At 68.3% G+C, this 20732-nt stretch carries 16 protein-coding genes; 5 read left to right on the plus strand and 11 right to left on the minus strand.

What is annotated here, in order from left to right:
• Nucleotides 1-17 precede the first annotated feature (17 nt).
• On the minus strand, nucleotides 18-1475 hold the full coding sequence (locus ACFY0U_RS16000; protein ID WP_388635579.1) for an NCS2 family permease: 1458 nt from the start codon (nucleotides 1473-1475) through the stop codon (nucleotides 18-20).
• A gap of 235 nt (nucleotides 1476-1710) precedes the next feature.
• Here ACFY0U_RS16000 and ACFY0U_RS16005 point away from each other — a divergent pair, with 235 nt between their 5' ends.
• From ACFY0U_RS16005 to ACFY0U_RS16020, 4 genes are all read left to right on the plus strand, one after another.
• Nucleotides 1711-2277 (plus strand): SigE family RNA polymerase sigma factor, encoded by a 567-nt coding sequence (locus ACFY0U_RS16005; protein ID WP_388635581.1) that lies wholly within the window; start codon nucleotides 1711-1713, stop codon nucleotides 2275-2277.
• Nucleotides 2274-3134 carry a hypothetical protein gene (locus tag ACFY0U_RS16010; protein ID WP_388635583.1) on the plus strand — a complete coding sequence of 287 codons (861 nt, stop codon included), beginning with the start codon at nucleotides 2274-2276 and terminating at the stop codon, nucleotides 3132-3134. Before ACFY0U_RS16005 ends, ACFY0U_RS16010 begins: the two co-directional genes overlap by 4 nt.
• An 83-nt stretch (nucleotides 3135-3217) precedes the next feature.
• Nucleotides 3218-4048 (plus strand): pectate lyase, encoded by an 831-nt coding sequence (locus tag ACFY0U_RS16015; protein WP_388635585.1) that lies wholly within the window; start codon nucleotides 3218-3220, stop codon nucleotides 4046-4048.
• Between the two features lie 31 nt (nucleotides 4049-4079).
• Nucleotides 4080-5762 carry a rhamnogalacturonan lyase B N-terminal domain-containing protein gene (locus tag ACFY0U_RS16020; protein ID WP_388635587.1) on the plus strand — a complete coding sequence of 561 codons (1683 nt, stop codon included), beginning with the start codon at nucleotides 4080-4082 and terminating at the stop codon, nucleotides 5760-5762.
• 152 nt (nucleotides 5763-5914) lie between these two features.
• Here the strand turns inward: ACFY0U_RS16020 and ACFY0U_RS16025 are convergent, their stop codons facing one another.
• Nucleotides 5915-7069, minus strand: a complete 1155-nt coding sequence (locus ACFY0U_RS16025) for a right-handed parallel beta-helix repeat-containing protein (protein WP_388635589.1) — start codon at nucleotides 7067-7069, stop codon at nucleotides 5915-5917.
• 224 nt (nucleotides 7070-7293) lie between these two features.
• Here ACFY0U_RS16025 and ACFY0U_RS16030 point away from each other — a divergent pair, with 224 nt between their 5' ends.
• On the plus strand, nucleotides 7294-9516 hold the full coding sequence (locus ACFY0U_RS16030) for a family 43 glycosylhydrolase (protein ID WP_388635591.1): 2223 nt from the start codon (nucleotides 7294-7296) through the stop codon (nucleotides 9514-9516).
• On the opposite strand, the gene ACFY0U_RS16035 is transcribed toward ACFY0U_RS16030, so the two are convergent.
• The 9 genes from ACFY0U_RS16035 to ACFY0U_RS16075 all read right to left on the minus strand — a co-directional run bounded on the left by ACFY0U_RS16035 (nucleotide 9513) and on the right by ACFY0U_RS16075 (nucleotide 20712).
• Nucleotides 9513-10310 carry an HAD family acid phosphatase gene (locus ACFY0U_RS16035; protein WP_388635593.1) on the minus strand — a complete coding sequence of 266 codons (798 nt, stop codon included), beginning with the start codon at nucleotides 10308-10310 and terminating at the stop codon, nucleotides 9513-9515. The two genes, ACFY0U_RS16030 and ACFY0U_RS16035, sit on opposite strands and share 4 nt — an antisense overlap.
• 76 nt (nucleotides 10311-10386) lie before the next feature.
• A complete protein-coding gene (locus ACFY0U_RS16040) occupies nucleotides 10387-11499 on the minus strand; it encodes a pectate lyase (protein WP_388635595.1) in 1113 nt (370 codons plus the stop codon).
• A gap of 41 nt (nucleotides 11500-11540) precedes the next feature.
• Nucleotides 11541-12698 carry a dienelactone hydrolase family protein gene (locus tag ACFY0U_RS16045; RefSeq protein ID WP_388635597.1) on the minus strand — a complete coding sequence of 386 codons (1158 nt, stop codon included), beginning with the start codon at nucleotides 12696-12698 and terminating at the stop codon, nucleotides 11541-11543.
• Between the two features lie 74 nt (nucleotides 12699-12772).
• Nucleotides 12773-13801 carry a pectinesterase family protein gene (locus ACFY0U_RS16050; protein WP_388635599.1) on the minus strand — a complete coding sequence of 343 codons (1029 nt, stop codon included), beginning with the start codon at nucleotides 13799-13801 and terminating at the stop codon, nucleotides 12773-12775.
• Between the two features lies 1 nt (nucleotide 13802).
• Nucleotides 13803-14933 (minus strand): pectinesterase family protein, encoded by a 1131-nt coding sequence (locus ACFY0U_RS16055; protein WP_388635601.1) that lies wholly within the window; start codon nucleotides 14931-14933, stop codon nucleotides 13803-13805.
• A gap of 163 nt (nucleotides 14934-15096) precedes the next feature.
• Entirely contained in the window at nucleotides 15097-16410 is a 1314-nt protein-coding gene (locus ACFY0U_RS16060; protein WP_388635603.1) for a polysaccharide lyase family 1 protein, read from the minus strand.
• 33 nt (nucleotides 16411-16443) lie between these two features.
• Entirely contained in the window at nucleotides 16444-17238 is a 795-nt protein-coding gene (locus ACFY0U_RS16065) for a rhamnogalacturonan acetylesterase (RefSeq protein WP_388635605.1), read from the minus strand.
• A 102-nt stretch (nucleotides 17239-17340) separates the two neighbouring features.
• Nucleotides 17341-18681: an ABC transporter substrate-binding protein gene (locus ACFY0U_RS16070; RefSeq protein WP_388635607.1), complete on the minus strand. Its 1341-nt coding sequence runs from the start codon at nucleotides 18679-18681 to the stop codon at nucleotides 17341-17343.
• 48 nt (nucleotides 18682-18729) lie between these two features.
• A complete protein-coding gene (locus tag ACFY0U_RS16075; protein ID WP_388635609.1) occupies nucleotides 18730-20712 on the minus strand; it encodes a pectinesterase family protein in 1983 nt (660 codons plus the stop codon).
• Nucleotides 20713-20732 lie beyond the last annotated feature (20 nt).

A 20732-nucleotide genomic window follows, 5' to 3' on the forward strand; every position in this document is an offset into this window, starting at 1 on the left:
AGGAGCCACCCCTTACGTCACTTCACACCCAGGATCTGCTCGATCGGGTCGATCGCGAAGTAGATCAGGAACAGCACCGACGTGCCCCACAGCAGCCAGTGGATCTCCTTGGCCTTGCCGAGGACCGTCTTGATCACGACGTAGGCCAGGAAACCCGCCCCGATGCCGTTGGTGATCGAGTACGTGAACGGCATGACGGCGATCGTCAGGAACGCCGGGATGGCGATCTCGTACTTCTCCCAGTCGATGTTCTTGACCTGGGTCATCATCAGGAACCCGACGGCCACCAGCGCGGGCGCCGCCGCCTGGAGCGGGACGATCGTGAGCAGCGGGCCCAGGAACAGGGCGAGGCCGAAGAGGCCACCGGTGATCAGGTTCGAGAAGCCGGTGCGCGAGCCCTCGCCGACACCCGCCGCCGACTCGATGTACGACGTGGCGGAGGACGACGAGGCCGCGCCGCCCGCGACCGCCGCCGCACCGTCGATGAGCAGCACCCGGCCGAGGTTGGGGACCTTGCCCTCCTCGTCGAGGAGACCCGCCTCCGCGCTGATGCCGACGACCGTGCCCATGGTGTCGAAGAAGTCGGACAGGATCAGCGTGAAGATCAGCAGGACGACGGTGATGACAGAGACGTCGGCCGCGCTGAACGCCCCGAACAGGCTGAACTGACCGATCAGCCCGAAGTCCGGGGTGTCGACGAGCTTGTCGGGCCACGCGGGCGTGGTCAGCCCCCAGCTCTTGACGTCGGCGGCCGAGTTGATGATCATCGCGATGATCGTCATGGTCACGATGCTGATCAGGATGGCGCCCTTGACCTTGCGGGCGAGCAGTCCGATCGTCAGCAGCACGCCGAGGCAGAAGACCAGGATCGGCCAGCCGGAGAGGGTGCCGGTGCCGCCGAGCTGGACCGGCACGGTGGTGTTCGCGGCGTCGGGGATCCGGCTGACGAAGCCGGCGTCGACGAAGCCGATGAAGGCGATGAACAGACCGATGCCGACACTGATCGCCTGCTTGAGCCCTTGCGGGATGGCGTGCATGACGGCCTCGCGCAGACCGGTCACCACCAGCACGCAGATCAGCAGGCCTTCGAGGACGACGAGGCCCATCGCGTCGTCCCAGCTCATCAGCGGGGCGATCTGGAAGGCGACGACTGCATTCAATCCGAGGCCCGCGGCGAGCGCGAGGGGCAGGTTGCCGCCGACGCCCATGACGATCGTCATCACCGCGGCCACCAGGGCGGTGGCGGTGGTGAGCTGGACCGGGTCGAGGGTGTCGCCGAACTTGTCCTTGGCGCTGCCCAGGATGATGGGATTCAGGACAAGGATGTAGGCCATCGTGAAGAACGTGGCGAAGCCGCCGCGTATCTCGCGGGCGAAGGTGGATCCCCGTTCGGAGATCTTGAAGTACCGGTCGACGCCGTTCGCCGCTGGTGGCGGGCCGCTCGGCCGGTCGGCCACCTTCTGTGTGTCGGACATGGCTGTTGCTCCTTGTTGCCTGATGGATCTGTGCGCGGATGCTGGCTGGATTGTTCCCGTGTTGAACGCGTTTCAGGTTTTCAACGTGTTACGGAATCAGGGTCGGTGGGCCAGACTGCGTTCGAAGCCCCGTACGAACCACGTGGATGATCACTGCTACGCTTCCGGATCTCGCCCGGGTCCCCTCCGGACGATCACGTGTCATTCACATGACAGACACAGGGAGGTCTCGCCCGTGGGCACGGTCGTCGACGACGCAGCCTCCGTGGAGTTCCATGCCTTCTTCGAGCGTCACTACGCCGAACTGTCCCGTCTCGCCCATCTGTTGACCGGTGAGTCGGACGCCGCCGACGACCTCGCGGCGGACGCGCTGCTCGCGCTGTGGAACCGCTGGGACCGGGTGCGGGCGGCCGACCATCCGGCAGCGTACGCCCGTGGTGTCGTCGCCAATCTGGCCCGCACCCGCATCCGCAGCGCGGTCCGGGAGCGCCGGCGGATCGCGCTGTTCTGGTCGCAGCGCGAGGAGAAGACGGAGAACCCGGACATAGCGGGCGTCGTGGACGTCCAAGAGGCGCTGCGCAGACTGCCGTTCCGCAAACGGGCGTGTGTGGTCCTCCGCCATGCGTTCGACCTGTCGGAAAAGGACACCGCTCTCGCCCTCGGTGTTTCCGTGGGTACGGTTAAGTCCCAGACGTCCAAGGGCATGGCGGAACTGCAGCGGTTGCTCGGCTCCCAGGGCGTACCCCAGAAGGTGGCCGTGGCCATGGCGCGCGGCGGCGAGACCGGAGGACGGAACCGATGAGGCAGCAGGACGTGCACGACGAGCTGCGCGCCCGGCTGCACGAGGCGGCCGGGCAGCACGAGCCCGACCGCGCGCGCATCCTGGCGCGGATCGAGCGCGGCATGGCCGAGGAGATCCGCCCCGACCACCGGGCGACCCGTCCGCCGGTGTTCGGCTGGGTGCGGGTGGTCAGCGCCACGGCCGCGGTCGCGTGTGTGCTCGGTATCGGCGGCTACGCGGTGGCGTCCGCCGTGAAGGACGACGCCCCGCAGCAGACCGTGGCGACCACGGCGACGCCCGAGCCGTCGCCGCCCGCGACGAGCCGGGCGCCGATCAAGCCGGCCGAGCCGTCGCCGGGCGAGGCCCAGGAGACCGGGAAGCCCAGCAGCACCCCCACCCGGCAGCAGCCCTCCGCGACCCCCACCGGCCGGCCCCCGGCCGCCGCCTCCGGCGAGGAGGACGGCCCGCTCTGGTCGGACGGCTCGGTCGACCCGCACAGCAACGACTTCTGGGCGCAGAGCAACATCACCCTGAAGACCGCCGAGGAACTGACCGCGCTCACCGTGCAGTTGAAGGTCGCGCAGACCGGCGGGGTCACCTCGACCGGCGCCTGGCGCTCGCTGCCCGAGGACGACTTCACGCTGACGACCGAGGAGAAGGACGGCTTCGTCGTCTACACCTGGACGCTCAAGGAGGACCGCAAGGTCGCCAAGGGCGAGTGGGTGTTCGCGGGGCAGTACGACCATGAGCGCGGCGGCCGTGACGCGGCGGGCGACAGCTACACCGTGACCGGCACCGCGGGCGGCGAACAGCTCGCGGTGAAGGGCGACTTCGCCGCCCACGAGGGCGACGACGCGCCCTCCGACGGGGATTCGTAAAGAATTTCCGGAGGGTGGCAACCCTTTCCTTCACCAGTGGCGACCAGGAGACGCAAGGATCCTCTCCCACGCAAGGAATGGGCATGACTGCACGAGCTGAACAGCGCTTCCGCCACCGCCGCCGGGTCACCAAGCGCCGGGCGGTGATCGCCGGCGCCTCGGCGCTCGGCATCACGGGTGCGGCGATCGTCACGACGACGATGCTGTCCTCCGCGGGCGCCGCGTCCTCGTGGCCGACCGCCACCGGCAAGCAGGCCGTGAGCAGCACCATCAAGGTCACGGGCACCTACAACGGTGGCTACAAGCAGTTCTACGGCAGTGGCGCCCTCGGCGGCGGCAGCCAGGACGAGGGCCAGGATCCGGTCTTCCAGTTGGCGGACGGCGCCGTCCTCAAGAACGTGATCATCGGCACCCCGGCCGCGGACGGCGTCCACTGCCTGGGCAGCTGCACGCTCCAGAACGTGTGGTGGACGGATGTCGGCGAGGACGCGGCGACCTTCAAGGGCAAGTCCTCCTCGTCCGTGTACACGGTCTACGGCGGCGGCGCGAGGAACGGCTCGGACAAGGTCCTCCAGTTCAACGGCGCCGGCAAGCTGGTCGTGAGCAAGTTCCGAGTGGAGAACTCCGGCAAGCTGGTGCGCAGTTGCGGCAACTGCTCCACGCAGTACAAGCGCACGATCATCATCAACGACGTGGACGTCACCGCGCCGATGAACTCGATCGTCGGCATCAACACGAACTACGGCGACACCGCCGCCCTGCGCAAGGTCCGTGTCCACGGCGACAGCGGCAAGAAGATCAAGACCTGTGTCCGCTTCAAGGGCAACAACACGGGCGCCGAGCCGACCCAGATCGGTACCGGGGCCGACGGAACCTTCTGCAAGTTCTCCTCCTCTGACATTTCGTACGAGTGAGTGAACCTTCAAGCAAGACGGAGCCATCCCCTTGAGCACGCACAAGAGACACCTCACGCGCCGACGGGTGCTCGGGGCCTCCGCGATCGGCGTGGCCGCCACCGGCGCCGCCGTCGCGGGCGGCACCGGCCTGCTGTCGTCGGCGTCCGCCGCGACCTTCGGCCACACGGACGACGGCAAGAACTACGTCGTCGACACCGGGGCCTCGCTCGTCTTCAAGGTCGCCAAGTCCACGGGTGACATCACGTCGCTCGTCTACCGGGGCAAGGAGTACGAGGGCTACGGCGGCAGGCACTCGCACGTCGAGTCCGGCCTCGGCGCCTCCACGGTCACGGTCAAGCAGTCGGGCTCGACGATCCTGGTGAAGGTCGCGCACGGCGCGATCACCCAGTGGTACGCGGCCCGCAGCGGCCAGAACAACGTCTACGCCTGGACGAACAAGGCGGACGCCTCCTTCACCGCGACCCGCTACCTCGTCCGCCTCAAGCCCGGGATGTTCCCCAACGAGGGCTCGGACTCCTGGATCGAGGCCTCCGACAAGGTCATCGAGGCCGGTGACGTCTGGCAGCGCGGCGACGGCACGACCCACTCCAAGCACTACTCGGGCAAGCGGACCATCGACTACGACCACGTCGGCTTCACCACCGGCTCGGTCGGTCTGTACCTGGTGCGCTCCAACCACGAGAAGGCCTCGGGCGGCCCCTTCTACCGCTCGCTGCTGCGCCACTCCAACGACCTGGGCGCGGGACTCTACGAGATCCTGCACTACAACCAGGCCCAGACGGAGGCGGAGCGCTTCGGCCTCCAGGGCCCGTACGTGCTGGCCTTCACCGACGGCGGTACGCCCTCGTCGTCCCTGTTCCACTCGAAGCTGGACACCTCCTGGGTGGACGGCCTCGGCATCACCGGCTGGGTCGGCGCGGCCGGCCGCGGCAAGGTGGCGGGGGTCGGGCTGAAGGGCATGGACGCCACGTACGCGTACACCGTGGGCTTCGCCAACGCGGACGCCCAGTACTGGGCGAAGGCCGCGGCGGGCACGGGCGGGTTCTCCTGCAAGGGGATGCTGCCGGGGACGTACACGATGACCGTCTACAAGGGCGAACTCGCCGTGCACACCGCGTCGGTGAAGGTCACGGCGGGCGGTACGACGTCCCTGAACAGCCTGACGATCAGCGGTGACCCGTCCACGGCCAAGACCATCTGGCGGCTCGGCGACTGGGACGGCACTCCCGGTGAGTTCAAGAACGCCAAGCTGATGACGTACGCCCATCCCTCCGACGCCCGCGCGGCGAAGTGGACCGGCAACGTGACGATCGGCAGCGGCAGCGAGGCCGCGTCCTTCCCGGCGTACATGTGGAAGGACGTCAACGACGGCATCCTGGTCTACTTCAAGTTGACCGCGGCCCAAGCGGCGGCCGCGCACACTCTCAGGGTCGGAGTGACGGACGCCTTCTCCAACGGGCGCCCGCGGGTGACGGTGAACGACTGGGTCTCGGCCATCCCCACGGCTCCCGCACAGCCCAACACCCGCTCTCTCACCACAGGTTCATACCGGGGGAACAACCATTCGTTCACCTTCAACGTCCCTAGTAGTGCGTGGAAGACGGACACCTCTCAGTACAACGTGCTGAAGCTCAACATCGTCAGTGGTTCGGGCGGCTCGGCCTACCTCAGCGCCGGCACCTCGTTCGACTGCATAGACCTGCTGGCCTGAGCCCCCCTCGGCCAGCAGCAGCCGGCTGGAGCCCCCCTCGGGCCGGCGAGGAGAACGCCCCCGTCAGTGACGACTGACGGGGGCGTTTCCGACCTAGGGGCCCGGGGAACTGCGCGACCAGCCACAGCCGGCCGGCAGTCCGCGAACCGCAGTCAGTTCATGGTGGATCCGATCGTCGTCGAACCGGTGGTCAAAAACGTCGTGGCCGGAAGCGCCCCGTTCGCCTGCCGGGAGGCGTACGCGGTGGTCGCGTCCGTCGACTTGAAGGACGGTGCCGAGACCCCGCTGTCCCAGTTGTTGGCGGCGGAGACGGCGGAGCCGCCCAGCTTCGAAAGCCCGCCCTTGTTGCTCACCGCGAGGTTCCGGGCCAGCCGCGCCTTGCCGGTGGCGAAGTAGAAGCCCGCCTCGGCGTTGGCGTACGCCGTGTTGCGGTTCAGGACGATCGCGCCCGGGTTGGAGTTCTCGGTGAACCCGTTCAGCGTGTTGTCCCAGGCCGCGTTGTTGTTGACGACGTGCGCGACCGTGACACCCCCGCCGCCCAGCTTGTAGCCGTTGCCGTTGCCCTCGAAGGCCGAGTCGTTCCAGCGGTTCTTGCCGTTGCCGAAGGCCCAGGAGTGCTCGATGGTGACCGGGGAGGAGAACTGCCAGAGGTCCAGGCCGTCGTCCGAGTTGTTGTAGAGACGGGCACCGGTGATCTTGTTGCCGGTGCCGGAGCCGAACTTCACCGCGATGCCGTCGGCGTTCTGCCCGTGCCCGGCCGGGTCGTAGTTGCCGTGACTGTCCAGGTTCTGCACGAGGTTGTTCGTCGTGCCGTCGCCGCGCAGGGTGAACCCGGAGTCGCCGTTGTTCGCGGTGACGAGGTTCTTGAAGACACCGCCCACGGACGAGGTCACGACGAAGCCCTGGGCCGGGGAGTTCTGGAAGGTGAGGTTCTGCACGGTCCAGTAGTCGCCGTAGATCCCGGTCAGCCAGGAGCCGTCGGGCAGCTTGGAACCGTCGATCTTCACCTTCTCGCTGCCGTACGCCTGGAGCGTGATCCGTGCCGAACTCGTGCCGTTGGCGGTCGACTTGAGGGTGGCCGTCGGGTAGTACGTGCCGGCGCGGAGCTGGATGGTGGTGCCCGCGGCGGCGCTCTTCACGGCTGCTTCGAGCTGCGCGGTGGTGGACACGGTGACCGTCGACGCGGCGGCCTCGGCGCCGCCGTTCGACAGGCCGAGATAGACGCCGCCCGCCCCGGCAGCGACGGCCACCGCCGCGGCGACGGAGAGCGTGCGGGTCCTGCGGTGGCGTCCGGTGCTGTGACGCACGGGGCGTTCCTTTCCTAGGCGATGAGGGCGAAACGGGCCGGAGGGGCCGCCCCGGCCCGTTTCTGCATCCAGGTCGCCGCCGCGCGCCGAAAAGGTTGCCGCGTTCCGTGAAGATCGATCGAAACTTTCGGTCCCGCCCATCCCCCGCACACCGATTGACGCCCCCCGCCCCACCGATGACACTCCGATCGAACACAAACCCCCACACTCCCACAGGATGTGTCATGCGACCCCGCACCGCTCACACGCTCCTGATCCCCCTCCTCGCCCTTCTGCTCGGCCTCCTGTCGGCCCCGCCCAGTACCGCGAACCCCGGAGCTCCACCCGTGAACAAGCCCCAGTACGCCGGATATCTCTTCACCTACTTCACCGGTGAGGGCACCGCCGACGGCGAGCAGATCCGCTACGCCCTCAGCCGCGGCAACGACCCTTTGCACTGGCGTGAGCTGAACGCCGGCAAGCCGGTCCTGACCTCGACGACCGGCGAGAAGGGGCTGCGCGACCCGTTCGTGATCCGCTCCCCCCAGGGTGACAAGTTCTTCCTGATCGCCACTGACCTGCGCATGTACCAGAACAGCAGCGGCAGTTGGGACGACGTCCAGCGGCACGGCAGCAAGTCGATCATGGTGTGGGAGTCCACCGACCTGGTCCACTGGACCGACCAGCGCCTGGTGAGGGTCTCCCCCGACTCCGCCGGCAACACCTGGGCGCCGGAGGCCTACTGGGACGACTCCCTCGGCGAGTACGTCGTCTTCTGGGCGTCGAAGCTGTACGCCGACGACGACCCCGACCACACGGGATCGACGTACAACAAGATGCTGTACGCGACCACGAAGGACTTCCGCGCCTTCAGCGAGCCGAAGGTCTGGGACGACCCGGGCTACTCGGTCATCGACTCGACGGTCGTGAAGCACAAGGACACGTACTACCGCTACACCAAGGACGAGCGGGACCCCAGCTCCTCCAGCCCCTGCTCGAAGTTCATCACCGCGGAGAAGTCGACCTCCCTGACCTCGACCACGTACGACTTCGTGGCCGACTGCGTCGGCAGCGGCGCGATGTCGCGCGGCGAGGGGCCGACGGTGTTCAAGTCCAACACCGAGGAGAAGTGGTACCTGTTCATCGACGAGTACGGCGGCCGCGGATACGTCCCCTTCGAGACCACCGACCTCGACTCGGGCCGGTGGACCCCGTCGGCGAACTACCAGCTCCCCGCAAGTCCCCGGCACGGGACGGTACTTCCGGTGACACAGGCCGAGTACGACCGGCTGCTGGCCGCGTATCCGGTCAGTCCCACCTCGGTCGTGGACGCGACGGCGAAGGACCAGAAGGGGTACGCCATCGTCACGGAGGCCTCCTCGAAGGTCGTGCTTCCGATGCGGCCGGACGCGGACCTGTCGCGGCTGGCCCCGAAGCTCGCGATCGGTGAAGGTGCCTCCGTCAGCCCCGAGTCCGGCACCCGCCGCGACTTCCGCAAGCCCCAGACGTACACCGTGAGGGCCGCCGACGGGACCAGGCGCACCTGGACGGTGGAGGCGGTACGGACCGGGAGTCCCGTCCTGCCGGGCCTCAACGCCGACCCGGACGTGCACTATCTGAACGGCGAGTACTGGATCTACCCCACGACCGACGGCTTCCAGGGCTGGGGCGGGACGCAGTTCAAGGCGTACTCCTCGAAGGACCTGGTCCACTGGAAGGACCACGGCGTCATCCTGGACCTGGGTCCGGACGTCACCTGGGCGGATAAGTACGCGTGGGCGCCGGCGATCGCCGAGCGGGACGGGAAGTACTACTTCTACTTCTGTGCCGAGCAGCAGATCGGTGTCGCGGTGGCGGACTCCCCCGCCGGGCCCTTCAAGGACGCGCTGGGCAAGCCGCTGGTGGCGAAGGGCGGGGCCTGGAGCGGCCAGATGATCGACCCCGCCGTCTTCACGGACGACGACGGAACGCCGTATCTCTACTGGGGCAACGGCCACGGATACGTCGTGCCGCTGAACGACGACATGGTGTCGTTCGACGCGGCGAAGGTACGGGACATCACCCCGGACGACTTCCGCGAGGGATCCTTCGTGATCAAGCGGAAGGGCACGTACTACTTCATGTGGTCCGAGGACGACACCCGCAGCGAGAACTACCACGTCGCCTACGCGACGGGGCCGTCCCCGCTCGGCCCGTGGACCAAGCAGGGGACGATCCTGTCCAAGCGTCCCGAGTACGGCATCCTCGCCACCGGCCATCACTCCGTGGTGAACACGCCCGGCACCGACGACTGGTACATCGTCTACCACCGGTTCGCCCTGAACGGGCCGGGCACGGCGGGCGGGGACGGCATGCACCGGGAGACGACCGTCGACCGTATGAGGTTCGCGGCCGACGGATCGATTCTGCCGGTGGTGCCGACCCTGGAGGGGATCAAGCCGGTGAGGAAGGACTACGGGACGAACTAGCTGACGAAGTACGTCGGGTTCGGCAGCTTGTACGTCCTGTCGGCGTAGCCGCCGTCCAGGTCCGAGTACTGGTCGCCGAAGTTGGCCACGATGTCGTAGCCGAGGTCCTGCTCGATGTGCTTGCGGGTGCCGGACTTGTACTGCACGGTCGTGCAGGTCCAGGTGCCCGGGGTGGCGCAGGCGCTGAGGTAGGACGGCGGGTTGGCCTTGTCCTTGAGGAACACGTGGTCGGCGTCGAGGTTCACATCGGCGCCGATCTTCTTCAGGTTCTCGACGGCCGCGGAGCGCTGCGCCTCGGACAGACCCGAGTTGTAGAAGACCTCGACACCCTTGGACTCGGCGTACCGGACCAGCTCGGCGCTGCCGAAGACGCCCGGGCGGTCGGCCTTGTTCACGTAGTCCGCCCAAGTGGTGGCGTTGAACGTGTAGTTGGTCTTCTTCTCGTAGTCGAGGCTGAGCAGCAGCGTGTCGTCGATGTCGAAGACGACCGCGGGCTTGTCGCCCTTCTTCAGCGCCTTGCGGGCGGCCTTGTCGATCTGCTGCCTGGCGGCCTTGTCGAGCCTCGCCAGGTCCTTGGCGTACTGGCTGCTCGGGGAGGCCTGGTAGACGCCGTTGGCGTCGAGCGTCGTGCCGTAGTAGGTGTCGATGTCCTTCACCAGGAGCCCGATGTTGTAGGGCTCGTGGGTGGAGTTGGCCGTGGACTGGCCGGCGGTGGCCGCACCGGCGCCGTAGAGGGCGGCGCCGGTGACGGCACACGCCGCGGCGATCGCCGCGATACGCAGTGGCTTATGCATGACAGACGTTCTACGCGCGTCACCCTGGTGAGCGCGAGACCCGCCGGGCAAAAAACGGGTCAAGCGCCCCGAGGGGTCAGTTCATCGTGGCGCCGATCGTCGTCGAGCCCGTGGTGAGGAAGGTCGTGGCCGGCAGGGTGCCGCTGGAGCTGCGGGCGTTGTAGGTCGTCGACGCGTTCGTGGAGATGAAGGACGGGGTGGCGATCCCGGAGTCCCAGTTGTTGCCGGCCGAGATGACCGACGAGCCCTTGTTGACCGAGCCGCCGCCGTTGCTCACGGCGAGGTTCTTGCCGAGCTTGGCGGCGCCGGTGGCGAAGTAGTAGCCCCACTTGCTGTTGGCATAGGAGGTGGTCCGGTTGATCACGATCGCCCCCTTGTTGGAGTTCTCGGTGAACCCGTTGCCGGCGTTGCCCCAGGCCGCCGAGTTGTTGACGACGTGCGCGACGACCTCGCCGTCGCCGCCCAGCTTGTAGCCGTTGCCGTCGCCCGCGAAGGCCGAGTCGGACCAGCGGTTGACGCCGTTGCCCATGGCCCAGGTGTGCTCGACGGTGACGGGGGACGAGAAGGACCAGAAGTCCAGACCGTCGTCCGAGTTGTTGTAGAGGCGGGCGCCGGTGATCAGGTTGCCGGTGCCGGAGCCGTACTTCACGGCGATGCCGTCGGCGTTCTCGCCGTGGTTGGCGGCGTCGTAGTGCCCGTAGGAGTCGATGTTCCTGACCGTGTTGTTGACGGTCCCGTCGCCGGTGAGCGTGAAGCCGGAGTCACCGCCGTTGATGGTCTTGATGTTGTTCCAGACCGTGCCGGTGCAGGACTGGCAGACCACCGCACTGTCCGGGGAGTTCTGGAAGGTGATGTTGGAGACGTTCCAGTAGTCCGCGGTCAGCTTGAAGATCCAGTCGCCGTCGGGCAGGTTCGAGCCGTCGATCTTGACGGTCTCCGAGCCGTACGCGGTGAGCTGGACCGGCGAGGAGGAGGTGCCGTTGGCGGTGGACTGGAGGGTGGCCGTCGGGTAGTAGGTACCGGCGCGGACCTGGATGACGGTGCCGGCGGTGGCGCTGGATATGGCGCTGGTCAGCTCGGCCGTGGTGTCGACGACCACGGTCGCGGCCTGGGCCTGGGTGGGGAGGACGGCCACGGCGCAACCGAGGGCGAGGGCCGTCGTGGCGAGCAGAGCGGTACGACGAGACATGGAGTGCGGTCCTTTTCTCGTACGGATGGGGGGATGGGGAGTCACAGGACGCGGTCGAGCCAGTGGAAGACCTCGTCCTGCATGCGGTCGACGAAGACATGGCCGAGGTCGGGCCAGGTCTTCAGACGCAACCGCTCCTCGGCGTGGCGTGACCGCCAGACGGCGCTCAGCTTGTCGTGGGCCACCCGTACGCCGTCGGCGGGGAAGAGGGTGTCCAGCGCCCCGCTGAAGAAGAGCATCGGCCTGGGGGCGGCGATGCTCGCCACGTCGGGGAAGTCGAGGAACCGGGAGAGCCCCGGGTGGAGCATGTAGTACGACGACTGCCCGCGCAGTGTGTTGTTGCCGGGCACCATCATTTCCTTGAGGCCGGTCATCCAGCAGACGCAGGCGGCCGCGCTCACGGAGTCGGTCAGCGCGGCGGTCTGCCAGGCGCGGTAGGCGCCCATGGAGAAGCCGAGGGCCGCGACCCTTCTGTCGTCCACCCTGTCCAGGCCCGCCAGGAAGCCGGCGGCACGGGCGTCCTCCCGGGCCATGAGCCCGGCGAGCGAGGAGCCGAGGTGGTAGAAGTTGCTGGCCAGCGCCTGCTGTTCGGCGTAGGCGAGCGGGCCGCGATCACCCCAGCCGAGGGCGTCCAGGCACAGCACGACATAGCCGCGCCGGGCGAGTTCGTCGCCGACGAACCGGCCGCTGAAGTACTTGTCCGCCCACGCCTGCGCGGAGGCGAGCCGGGTGTCGTCGTACCAGGGCCGGATCAGTTTCTCCTTGCCGATGTCGAACGTGGCCCCGTGGTCGTGGAAGAGGAGCACGGCGGGGAAGGGGCCGGGGCCGTGCGGGGTGAGGAGGACGCCCCGCACGGGCTCGTAGCGGGTGAGGGAGAGGGTGACCAACTCCCTTGTGTATCCGTCGCCTTGGGGTCCTTCGGTGAACTCCGGCGCGTAGGGCGTCCCGTGCTGGTGGTCGACGAGGAGATGCTCCTCGACCTTGGCCCTGGCGGCTCGCCGCCAGCTCCGGAAGTCGCGGACGGGGGACGTCCCCCAGGCGAGCGGAAAGCCGAGCTCGTCCTTGAGCCCCTGGTGGAAGTCGGGGAGATTGCCGCCGACCAGGTCCGCCGCCTCCGCGCTCCCGCTGCCACCCGCGAGGGTCATGGCGGCCGCTCCTGTCCCCGCCATGAAGGTCCGGCGGCCCATCGCCTCAGTCATGTCCCCTCCCGGCGCCGGCGACCGGGACGACCTTGGGCGCGGTGGGCCCATCCGAGGACAGGCACACGCAGCGCTCAGACACGGGGCCGCCAGTCGCCGAGATACGTCGCCTTGGTGTGCGACTCGGCCTGCTCACGCGTGAGTTGGGGCCGGTTCTCCGGCACCGAGGTCACCGCGCCCGGGCCCCAGTTGCGGTACTCCCGGAACCGCATGGTCTGCCAGGGGTAGGCCTCGCGCATGTTGGTGTAGGGCGCGACGGGGTCGATGCCGGGCCCGATCCGGGTGTCCCGCACGACGAGGGAGGGCCAGGCGGTCGTCTCGTACGACGGGACCCACGGCCGGGCCAGCTTGTACGCCGAGTCCTCCGCGCCCGAGGTGATGCGGGAGCGCAGGGCGAGGATGCCGTAGGGGTTGGCGCGGGCGGTGGACGGGGCGAAGACCATGCCCTTCGGGGTGAAGGTGACGTCCCGCTGGAGGGTGTGGAAGTGGCACTCCTCGAAGACGGCGGTGGCCCGGCCGAAGACGAAGTCGACGTCGCCCTCGATGTAGCAGCGGTGGAAGTACTGCCGGTCGAAGGCGGTGAGCGCGGTCGTCTCGACGAAGAGGGTGTCCTGGTGGGCGAGGAGCCGGACGTTGTCGAAGTGGGTGCGGTCGCCGTAGGTGTACGAGGCCACCGCCTGGGTGCCGGTGTAGTCGGGGTGGTCGGCGCGCAGCCAGTCGTTGGCGAGGGTCAGGTCGCGGACGGTGAGCCCCGCGGCGGCCGACGTGAAGGTGGCGGAGCCCGCGGTGCCGTAGGTGCCCGAGCCGTCTGGCTTGGGCGTGCCGTTGGCGTTGTCGTAGACGATCACGGCGTCACGGGGGTCGCAGGAGGCGCCGCGCAGGGTCAACTCCGCCTTGTCGGCGGGCACGTTGACGACCTCGCGGTAGGTCCCCGGGTGCACGACGATCGTCCAGCCCGGACCGTCCACCGCGTCCACGGCCGCCTGGACGGAGTCACCGGGGCGGACGTGCAGGACCCGGCGGGTGCCGGCGGCGCGGGCCGGGGTCGCGACTCCTGCCGCGAACAGGCCCGCACCGGCGGTGAGAAGGGTGCGTCTGCGCATCTCAGCACCCCTGCTTCCACGGCCGCCAGTCGCCGAGGTAGGCGGCACGGGTCGCCGACTCGGCCTGGTCGTCGGTGAGTTGGGGACGGTTCTCGGGGACGGCGATGACAGCGCCCGGTCCGGTGTTGCGGTACTCGGCGAAACGCTGGTTCTGCCAGGGGAAGCTGTCCGACATGTTGGCGTAGGGCGCCACCGCGTCGATGCCCGCGCCGAGCCTGCTGTCCCGGACGGTGAGGGCGGGGCGGGCGGTGGTGTCGGAGCTGGGCACCCAGGGGCGGGCCAGCTTGTAGTAGGCGTCGGGGGCCTCGCTGCTGACGTGGCTCCTCGTGACCAGGTAGCCGAGCGGGTTGGCGCCCGCCGTGGACGGCGCGAAGACGAAGCCGTACGGGGCGGAGGCCAGGTCGGTGCGGGTCAGGGTGCGGAAGTGGCACTGCTCGAACACGGCGGTGCCCCGGCCGAAGACGAAGTCGACGTCGCCCTCGACGTAGCAGTGCGAGAAGTACTGGCGGGCGAAGACGGACAGCGCGGCGGAGTCCGCGTACAGGGTGTCCTGGTGGCCCAGGAAGCGGCAGTGGTGGAAGGCCGAGCGGTCCCCCAGCACCTTGATGGCGACGGCCTGGGTGCCGGAGACGCCGGGGTGGTCGGCGCGCAGCCAGTCGTTGGCGAAGGTGATCCAGCGGGCGGTGAAGCCGTCGGGGCGGACCAGGGTGGTGGCCGAGCCGGTGGTGCCGTAGGTGCCGGAGCCGTCGGGCTTCGGGGTGCCGGCCGCGTTGTCGTAGACGATGACGACGTCCCGCGGGTCCTCGCTCGCACCGATCCAGGTCAGCTCGGTGGCGGTGGCCGCGACGGCGACCGTCTCCCGGTAGACGCCGGGGGCGAGGACCAGGGTGTACCCGCTGCTGGTGACCGCGGTGACGGCGGCCTGGACGGTGGCGAAGTCGCCGCGGCCCTGGGTGTCGACGTAGAGCGTGGTCGGGGTCAGCCGGGCGGCCGGGGAACCGAACCGGCCAAACGGGCGCCGGCCGCCGGCGGAGGCGGGCGCGGACGCGAGACCGAGCGCGGCGACCGCGCCGGCGCTCGCCGTCAGGAATCCCCTTCTGGACAGGGGGAGTCGGCGGTGGGGCGAGGGCATGGGGAGGCTCCTTGGCTGTGCGGCTCTTCGGGGATGTGCGTGGGTGGTTCCTCGCCGTGGGGGGTGTGGGCCGGGGCGGGCGCACTCAAGGTGTGCGTGCTGTGCGGGCGCACTCCGGGTGGTGAGTGCGGTGCGGGCCGCCCCGGCCGGTCAGGGGCGGGTGTCAGCAGATGCGACCGGCGCCCGCGCCGTGGTTGACGATGCCGGGGACCGCCTGCGGCCGGTCGACCTTGGTGCGCAGGGTCGGGGTCCAGCCGGCGCCGGACTGGAGGGTCTCGGCGGGGATCTCCGCGTTGTGCACCGCGATGAGGTCGGTCCGCTTGCCGTTGACGTAGTTGTTCTCGGCGGTCAGCGGCGACTCGTTCCACTTCTTCAGCACCTTGCCGACGCTCGCGCCGGCCGGCAGCTTGATGGCGTTGTCGCTGGCGTGGAGCTGCGAGGAGATGCCGACGCCGAAGATGTAGTAGTCGTCCTTCTGTTCCTCGTTCACCACGTAGTAGTTGTTGTAGACGTCCACCTGACCGAACCGCACGCGCGGGGAGCGCTGGAGGATCCCCTCGAAGCGGTTGTGGTGCATGGTGACCTTGAGCTTGCCGGAGTCCGTGGTGGCGGTGCCGTCGCTGTTGCCGATCAGCATGTTCTTGTCGTGGTTCTCGAAGGAGTTCCAGGACACGGTCACGTGGTTGGCGCCGCGCACGATGTCGGTCAGGCCGTCGTGTTGCTGGAAGACCTTGCCGAAGTAGACGGGCCGCTCGCTGTCGGGGTAGCGGCCGTCGGTGAACGTGTTGTGGTCGAGCCACACATGGTCGGTGCCGTAGACGACCACGGCGTCGTACTCGGAGTTCCAGTTGCCGGTGTTGTTGTCGTCGGTCGGGTCCCACTTGGGGAAGCAGTCCAGCGGGGCCTCGATGGTGAGGTTGCGCAGGATGACGTTGGAGACGCCCTTGATCTGGAGGCTGCCGCCGAGGATGCCGGAGTTCTTGCCGACGCCGACGATGGTGGTGTTGCTCGGGATGTTGGCCTTGATCTCCGAGTCCTGCCTGGCGGCGGAGGCGACGCGCGCGTCCTCCTGCGGGCCCATGGCGACCTTGTCGTTGCCGTAGACGGCCGGGTCGTAGTCCGTGAGGTACTGCTGGAGGTCGTAGCCGCCGGTGACGAAGGCCTCGCAGCCCTCGGAGACGGCGTCGATCATCCCGTCGACCTTGATGATCTTGGGTGCGGAGCCGCCGGCCTTCAGTGCGGCCTTGAACTCCGCCCAGGTGCTGACGGTGTACACGTGCTCGGCGTCGGCGGCGGACCCGCCGGTCGTCCCCGCCCCCTCGGAACCCCAGCCGTCGTTCGCGCCGAGGACCTGGCGGCCGAGGTCACGGGGCCCGGCCTGGGCGCTGGTGCCGGTGACGCCGAGGACGAGCGCGGTGCAGCCGGCCAGCGCGGCGATCTTCGCTATGCCATGTCCATGCCATCTCTGTGTGCTCATTGTGCGGCTCTCTCTTCCGGTTCAGGGGGGTGGTTACGCGGCGGCTTCGGGCCAGGTGATCCAGGACGTGGGGATCTCCTGATCGATCCGCCGCACGTCCTGCGGACGCAGCACCCGCGTACGCAACAGCTCCTGCGCCACCAACCGCGCCACGGCGATCGCACCGGGCGGGTTGAAGTGCGTGTTGTCCTGCTCGGTCGCCGTCCAGTTGAAGTACGTCTTCGTCTCCTCGACCCCGAGCTTCTGCCACAGCGCGAGGGACAGCGCCTGGATGTCGAGCAGCGCGACCCGCTCCTCCTCGGCGAGCGCGCGCATCGACGCCGGGTAGTCGCCGTGGGTCGGCACGGCGTTGCCGTCCACGTCGAACTTCCTGCGCTCCACGGAGGTCGCGAGCACGGGCCGCGCACCACGGGCCCGGGCGCCGTCGATGTACAGCCGCAGATAGTCCTGGTACGTCGTCCAGGGCTCGGTGTAGCGGGCGGGGTCGGCGGACTTCTCGTCATTGTGCGCGAACTGAACGAGAAGGAAGTCACCGGGCCGAATGGCCCCGAGGATCACATCGAGCCGACCCTCGTCGACAAAACTCTTCGAACTCCGCCCGTTCACCGCGTGATTGGCAGCGGGCCGATCCTTGTGCAGAAAGAAGGGAAACGCCATTCCCCACCCGGTCTCGGGGGCCGCGTCGGCGTATTTCTGGGCGGCGGTGGAATCACCGGCGATGTAGAGAGTGCGGTTGCGTGGAGACGCCTGGGCGACACCTTGGGCCGCAAAGGCGAGCGGAACGGCGGCGAGCGCCGCCGAGGTGACCTGTCTGCGGGTAATAGACACAACGTGCCTTTCGTCAACGCCCCTAGGGGCGCGGGGAACTGCGCGACCAGCCACAACGGACCCGCAGTCCCCCACAACAGAAACCACCCGAGCTCTGGGCTCTCAGCCGTTCTGCGACTTCCACTCGGCCTGAGCCTCGTTCAGCTGATCGGCCAGCGTGTCGAGGAAGTCCTTCGCACTCATCTTCCCGAGCAGCACCTTCTGGAAGTTCGGCTCGTTGTCGGCCTTCGAGATGGTGCCCCAGTCGGGCAGGTAGTACGGCAGCTGCACAATGGTGGTGGAACCGTCGGTCAGCGCGGCGGCGGCCAGCTTGGTCGGCTCGGCCTTGGAGATCCACGCGTCCTGCGCCGCGTCGTTGTTCGCCGGCACCTGCCCCGCGGACTCGTTGAACTTCGAGTTCTCCGCCTGCGACACCGCGAACTCGATGAACTTCCAGGCCGCGTCCTTGTTCTTGGAGCTCTTGAACAGACCGATGCCGTCAACGGGGTTGGAGACCTGGACCCGCTTCCCGTCGGCCCCGGTCGGCTGCGGAATACCCCGGAACTTCTCGACCCCGAGCGCCTTCACATGGTCCTGGTACGACCCCAGGTTGTGGTTCAGCATTCCGATCGTGCCGGAATCCCACTGGGCGACCATCTTGGTGAAGTCGTTGTTGAGGTCGGCGGCCGGCGTGACCTTCTTGAAGAGCGCCGCGTACTTCTCCAGCGCCTCCACGTTCTTCGGGTCGTTGACCGTGGTCTTGTCGCCGTTCCAGAACGACGTGATCCCGGACTGCCCGTACATCGCGTCCAGTGCCTGCGCGATGGACCCGGCGCCGCCGCGGATCGTGTAGCCGAACTCGTTCTTCTTGGCGTCGGTGAGCTTGTCCGCCGCCTCGTAGAACTTGTCCCAGGTGGTCGGCTCGTCCAGGCCCGCCTTCTTGAACAGGTCGGTGCGGTAGTAGAGCACACCGTTGTTCGCGGAGGTCGGGATCGAGTACAGCCGGCCGTCACCGCCGCCGGCGGCGGTCAGCGACTCGATCATGTCCTCGTTGAGCTTGCCGTTGAGCGAGGACTTGGCGAGCCGGTTGTCCAGCGGCTCCAGCGCGCCCTGCGCGGAGAAGCCCGCGAGCATCGCCGCGCCGACACCGCCGACGTCCGGCAGGCTGTTGGCCTGGATGGCGGTGTCGACCTTGGACTGGTAGTCGGTGGAGGCGATACCGACGTACTCGACGTCGATCTTCGGGTTCGCCTTCTCGAAGTCGGCGATGATCTCCTTCCAGATGTCGGTGCGGACACCGCCGTTGTTGTCCCAGAAGACGATCTTGCCCGTGCCGCTGCCCTCGTTGCCCTTGTCACCCGTGCTGCTGCCGTCGTCACCGCAGGCGGTGGCGGTCAGCGCGAGGACGGAGCCCAGGGCGACCGCCACGGCGGCTCGCCTGCTTCTGCGGATGCTGATCTTCATTGGTCGGCTCTCTCTTCTGGATCCAACTGACATCGGAAGTTGTGGGGGTCAGTGGCGGGCGTACGGCGCCCAGCCGTCGCCGCCTCGCAGGTAGTCCGCGACGGTGTGGGCGCGGGCGTCCGCGTCGCTCATCTGCGGCCGGTCCGCAGTGACTTCGGCACCCGGCCCGTGGTTGCGGTACTCGGTGAACCGGGCGTCGCGCCACGAGAAACCGCTCATGTCGGTCCACGGGGCGGCCTTGACCGCGGCGGGCAGTTCGGTGTCCCGGATCAACACCTGGGCCACGGCCTCCGGTTCACCGCCCGGGTGCCACGGACGTCCCAGGTGGAAGGACTGCTCCGGTGCGTCGCTGACGACCTTCGACCGGGTGATCAGGAAGCCGTACGGGTTCCCGGTCCAGGTCGAAGCGGCCGTCAGATAACCGTTGTTGGTCGTGGACCCCCGGCTGAGCAACCGGATCACCGACCGCTCGATCACCGTCGTCGCCCGTCCGTAGACGAAGTCGACGTCGCCCTCGATGTAGGAGTCGCGGACATAGACCCGGCTGACGGTGGTCAGCTTGGGGCTGTCGGTCATCAGGGTGTCCTGGTTGCCCAGGAAGGCGGTGTCCTCGAAGACGATCCGGTCACCGGTCGTCTTCATCGCCAGCGCCTGCTCGCCGTTCAGTTCGACCGCGGCCTCGTCGAAGTCGTTGCTGAAGGTGAGGTTGCGTGCCGTGACGTCGTTCGCGGCGATCCGCACGGTGGCGCTGCCGGTCGAACCGCCGTACGCGGCGGGCGTGTCGTAGACGATGACGGTGTCGGACCGATCTTGTCCAGTCCCCTGCAGCACGATGTTCGGCTTGGTCGCGGGGATGAAGACCTTCTCGCGGTACGTCCCCGGCGCGACAGCGACGGTCACCGCGGAGGCGTTGCCGGCCGGCACGGCGTCCACGGCGGCCTGCACGGTCGCGTAGTCCGCCGGGACGCGCAGGGTCACCCCGCCGAGCTGCTTCTGGGGCCCGGAGAACCGCGTCACCAGAGCCGGGACGGCGGCGGCCGGGTCCAGCCGGTAGGCGTAGAACTCCCGCGGGTCAAAGGCCGTCCCCCAGGCGTCGGTTCGCCCGGTCGTGTTCCTCAGGATCGACCCGCGCTGCACCAACTCGGCGGTGGCATCGGCCTGGTAGGGGTGCTGGACACCGTCGTAGTAGCTGTTCTCGATGACCATCCTGGTCCTGCCGCGCGACCAGTTCCCGTACGTCCACGTCGGGTCCCCGTCGGCCACCTGCGCCGAGAGGTAGTTGTTGTAGAGGTGCGCGTAGGCGCAGTTGTCCGCGGAAGGATTGCGCTGCTTGGTCCCCGTGAACCAGTTGTGGTCGACCGTGATCTCGGTGAGGACGTTGGTGGTCCAGCCGATCCCGAACGCCTTGTTGTGGTTGCTGAACTGGTTGTAGGAGACGGTGATGTACCGGCTGTCCTTGCGGATGTCGAGCAGCCCGTCGCCCATGTGCGTGAAGCGGTTGTGGTCGATCCAGACGTGGTCGACGGTGTCCATCTGGATCGCGTCGAAGTCGGTGGTCTTGCCGTCCCAGTCGCCCTCGACGTAGGAGTCCCGGATGGTCAGGTTGCGGATGATGACGTTGCTGGTACCGGGGTTGAGGTGAAGTTCGCCGTGGACGATCTCGCCGGTGTCGCCGACGCCGATGATCGTCTTGTTCGAGGCCACGACGATGTCCGAGCCGAACGGTTCGACGGCTATCGCCCCCGACACCCGGATGACATACGGCTCTTCGGCCGCCGCGTACCGGGCGAGCGAGGCCTGGTCGGTGACGGTGACGACCTTGCCGCCCGCCCCGCCGGTGGTGCCGCCGGCGAGGGAGGCGAAGCCGTGCGGCTGGTCGGTCCAGCGGGGGGCGGCCACCGGCGAGGGTCCCGCGGAGGCGTCGGCATCCCCGCTCGCCCCCAGTACGAGGGCGGCCAGCAGGCCCACGACGGTGGCCAGAACTCTGCCGGGACCGAGTCCCGACAAGCGCTTGCTATGGAGGTGCGTCATTGCGGCTCCCAACAGGCGTA

The organism is Streptomyces sp. NPDC001536, assembly GCF_042894505.1.
Classification (GTDB): Bacteria; Actinomycetota; Actinomycetes; order Streptomycetales; family Streptomycetaceae; genus Streptomyces.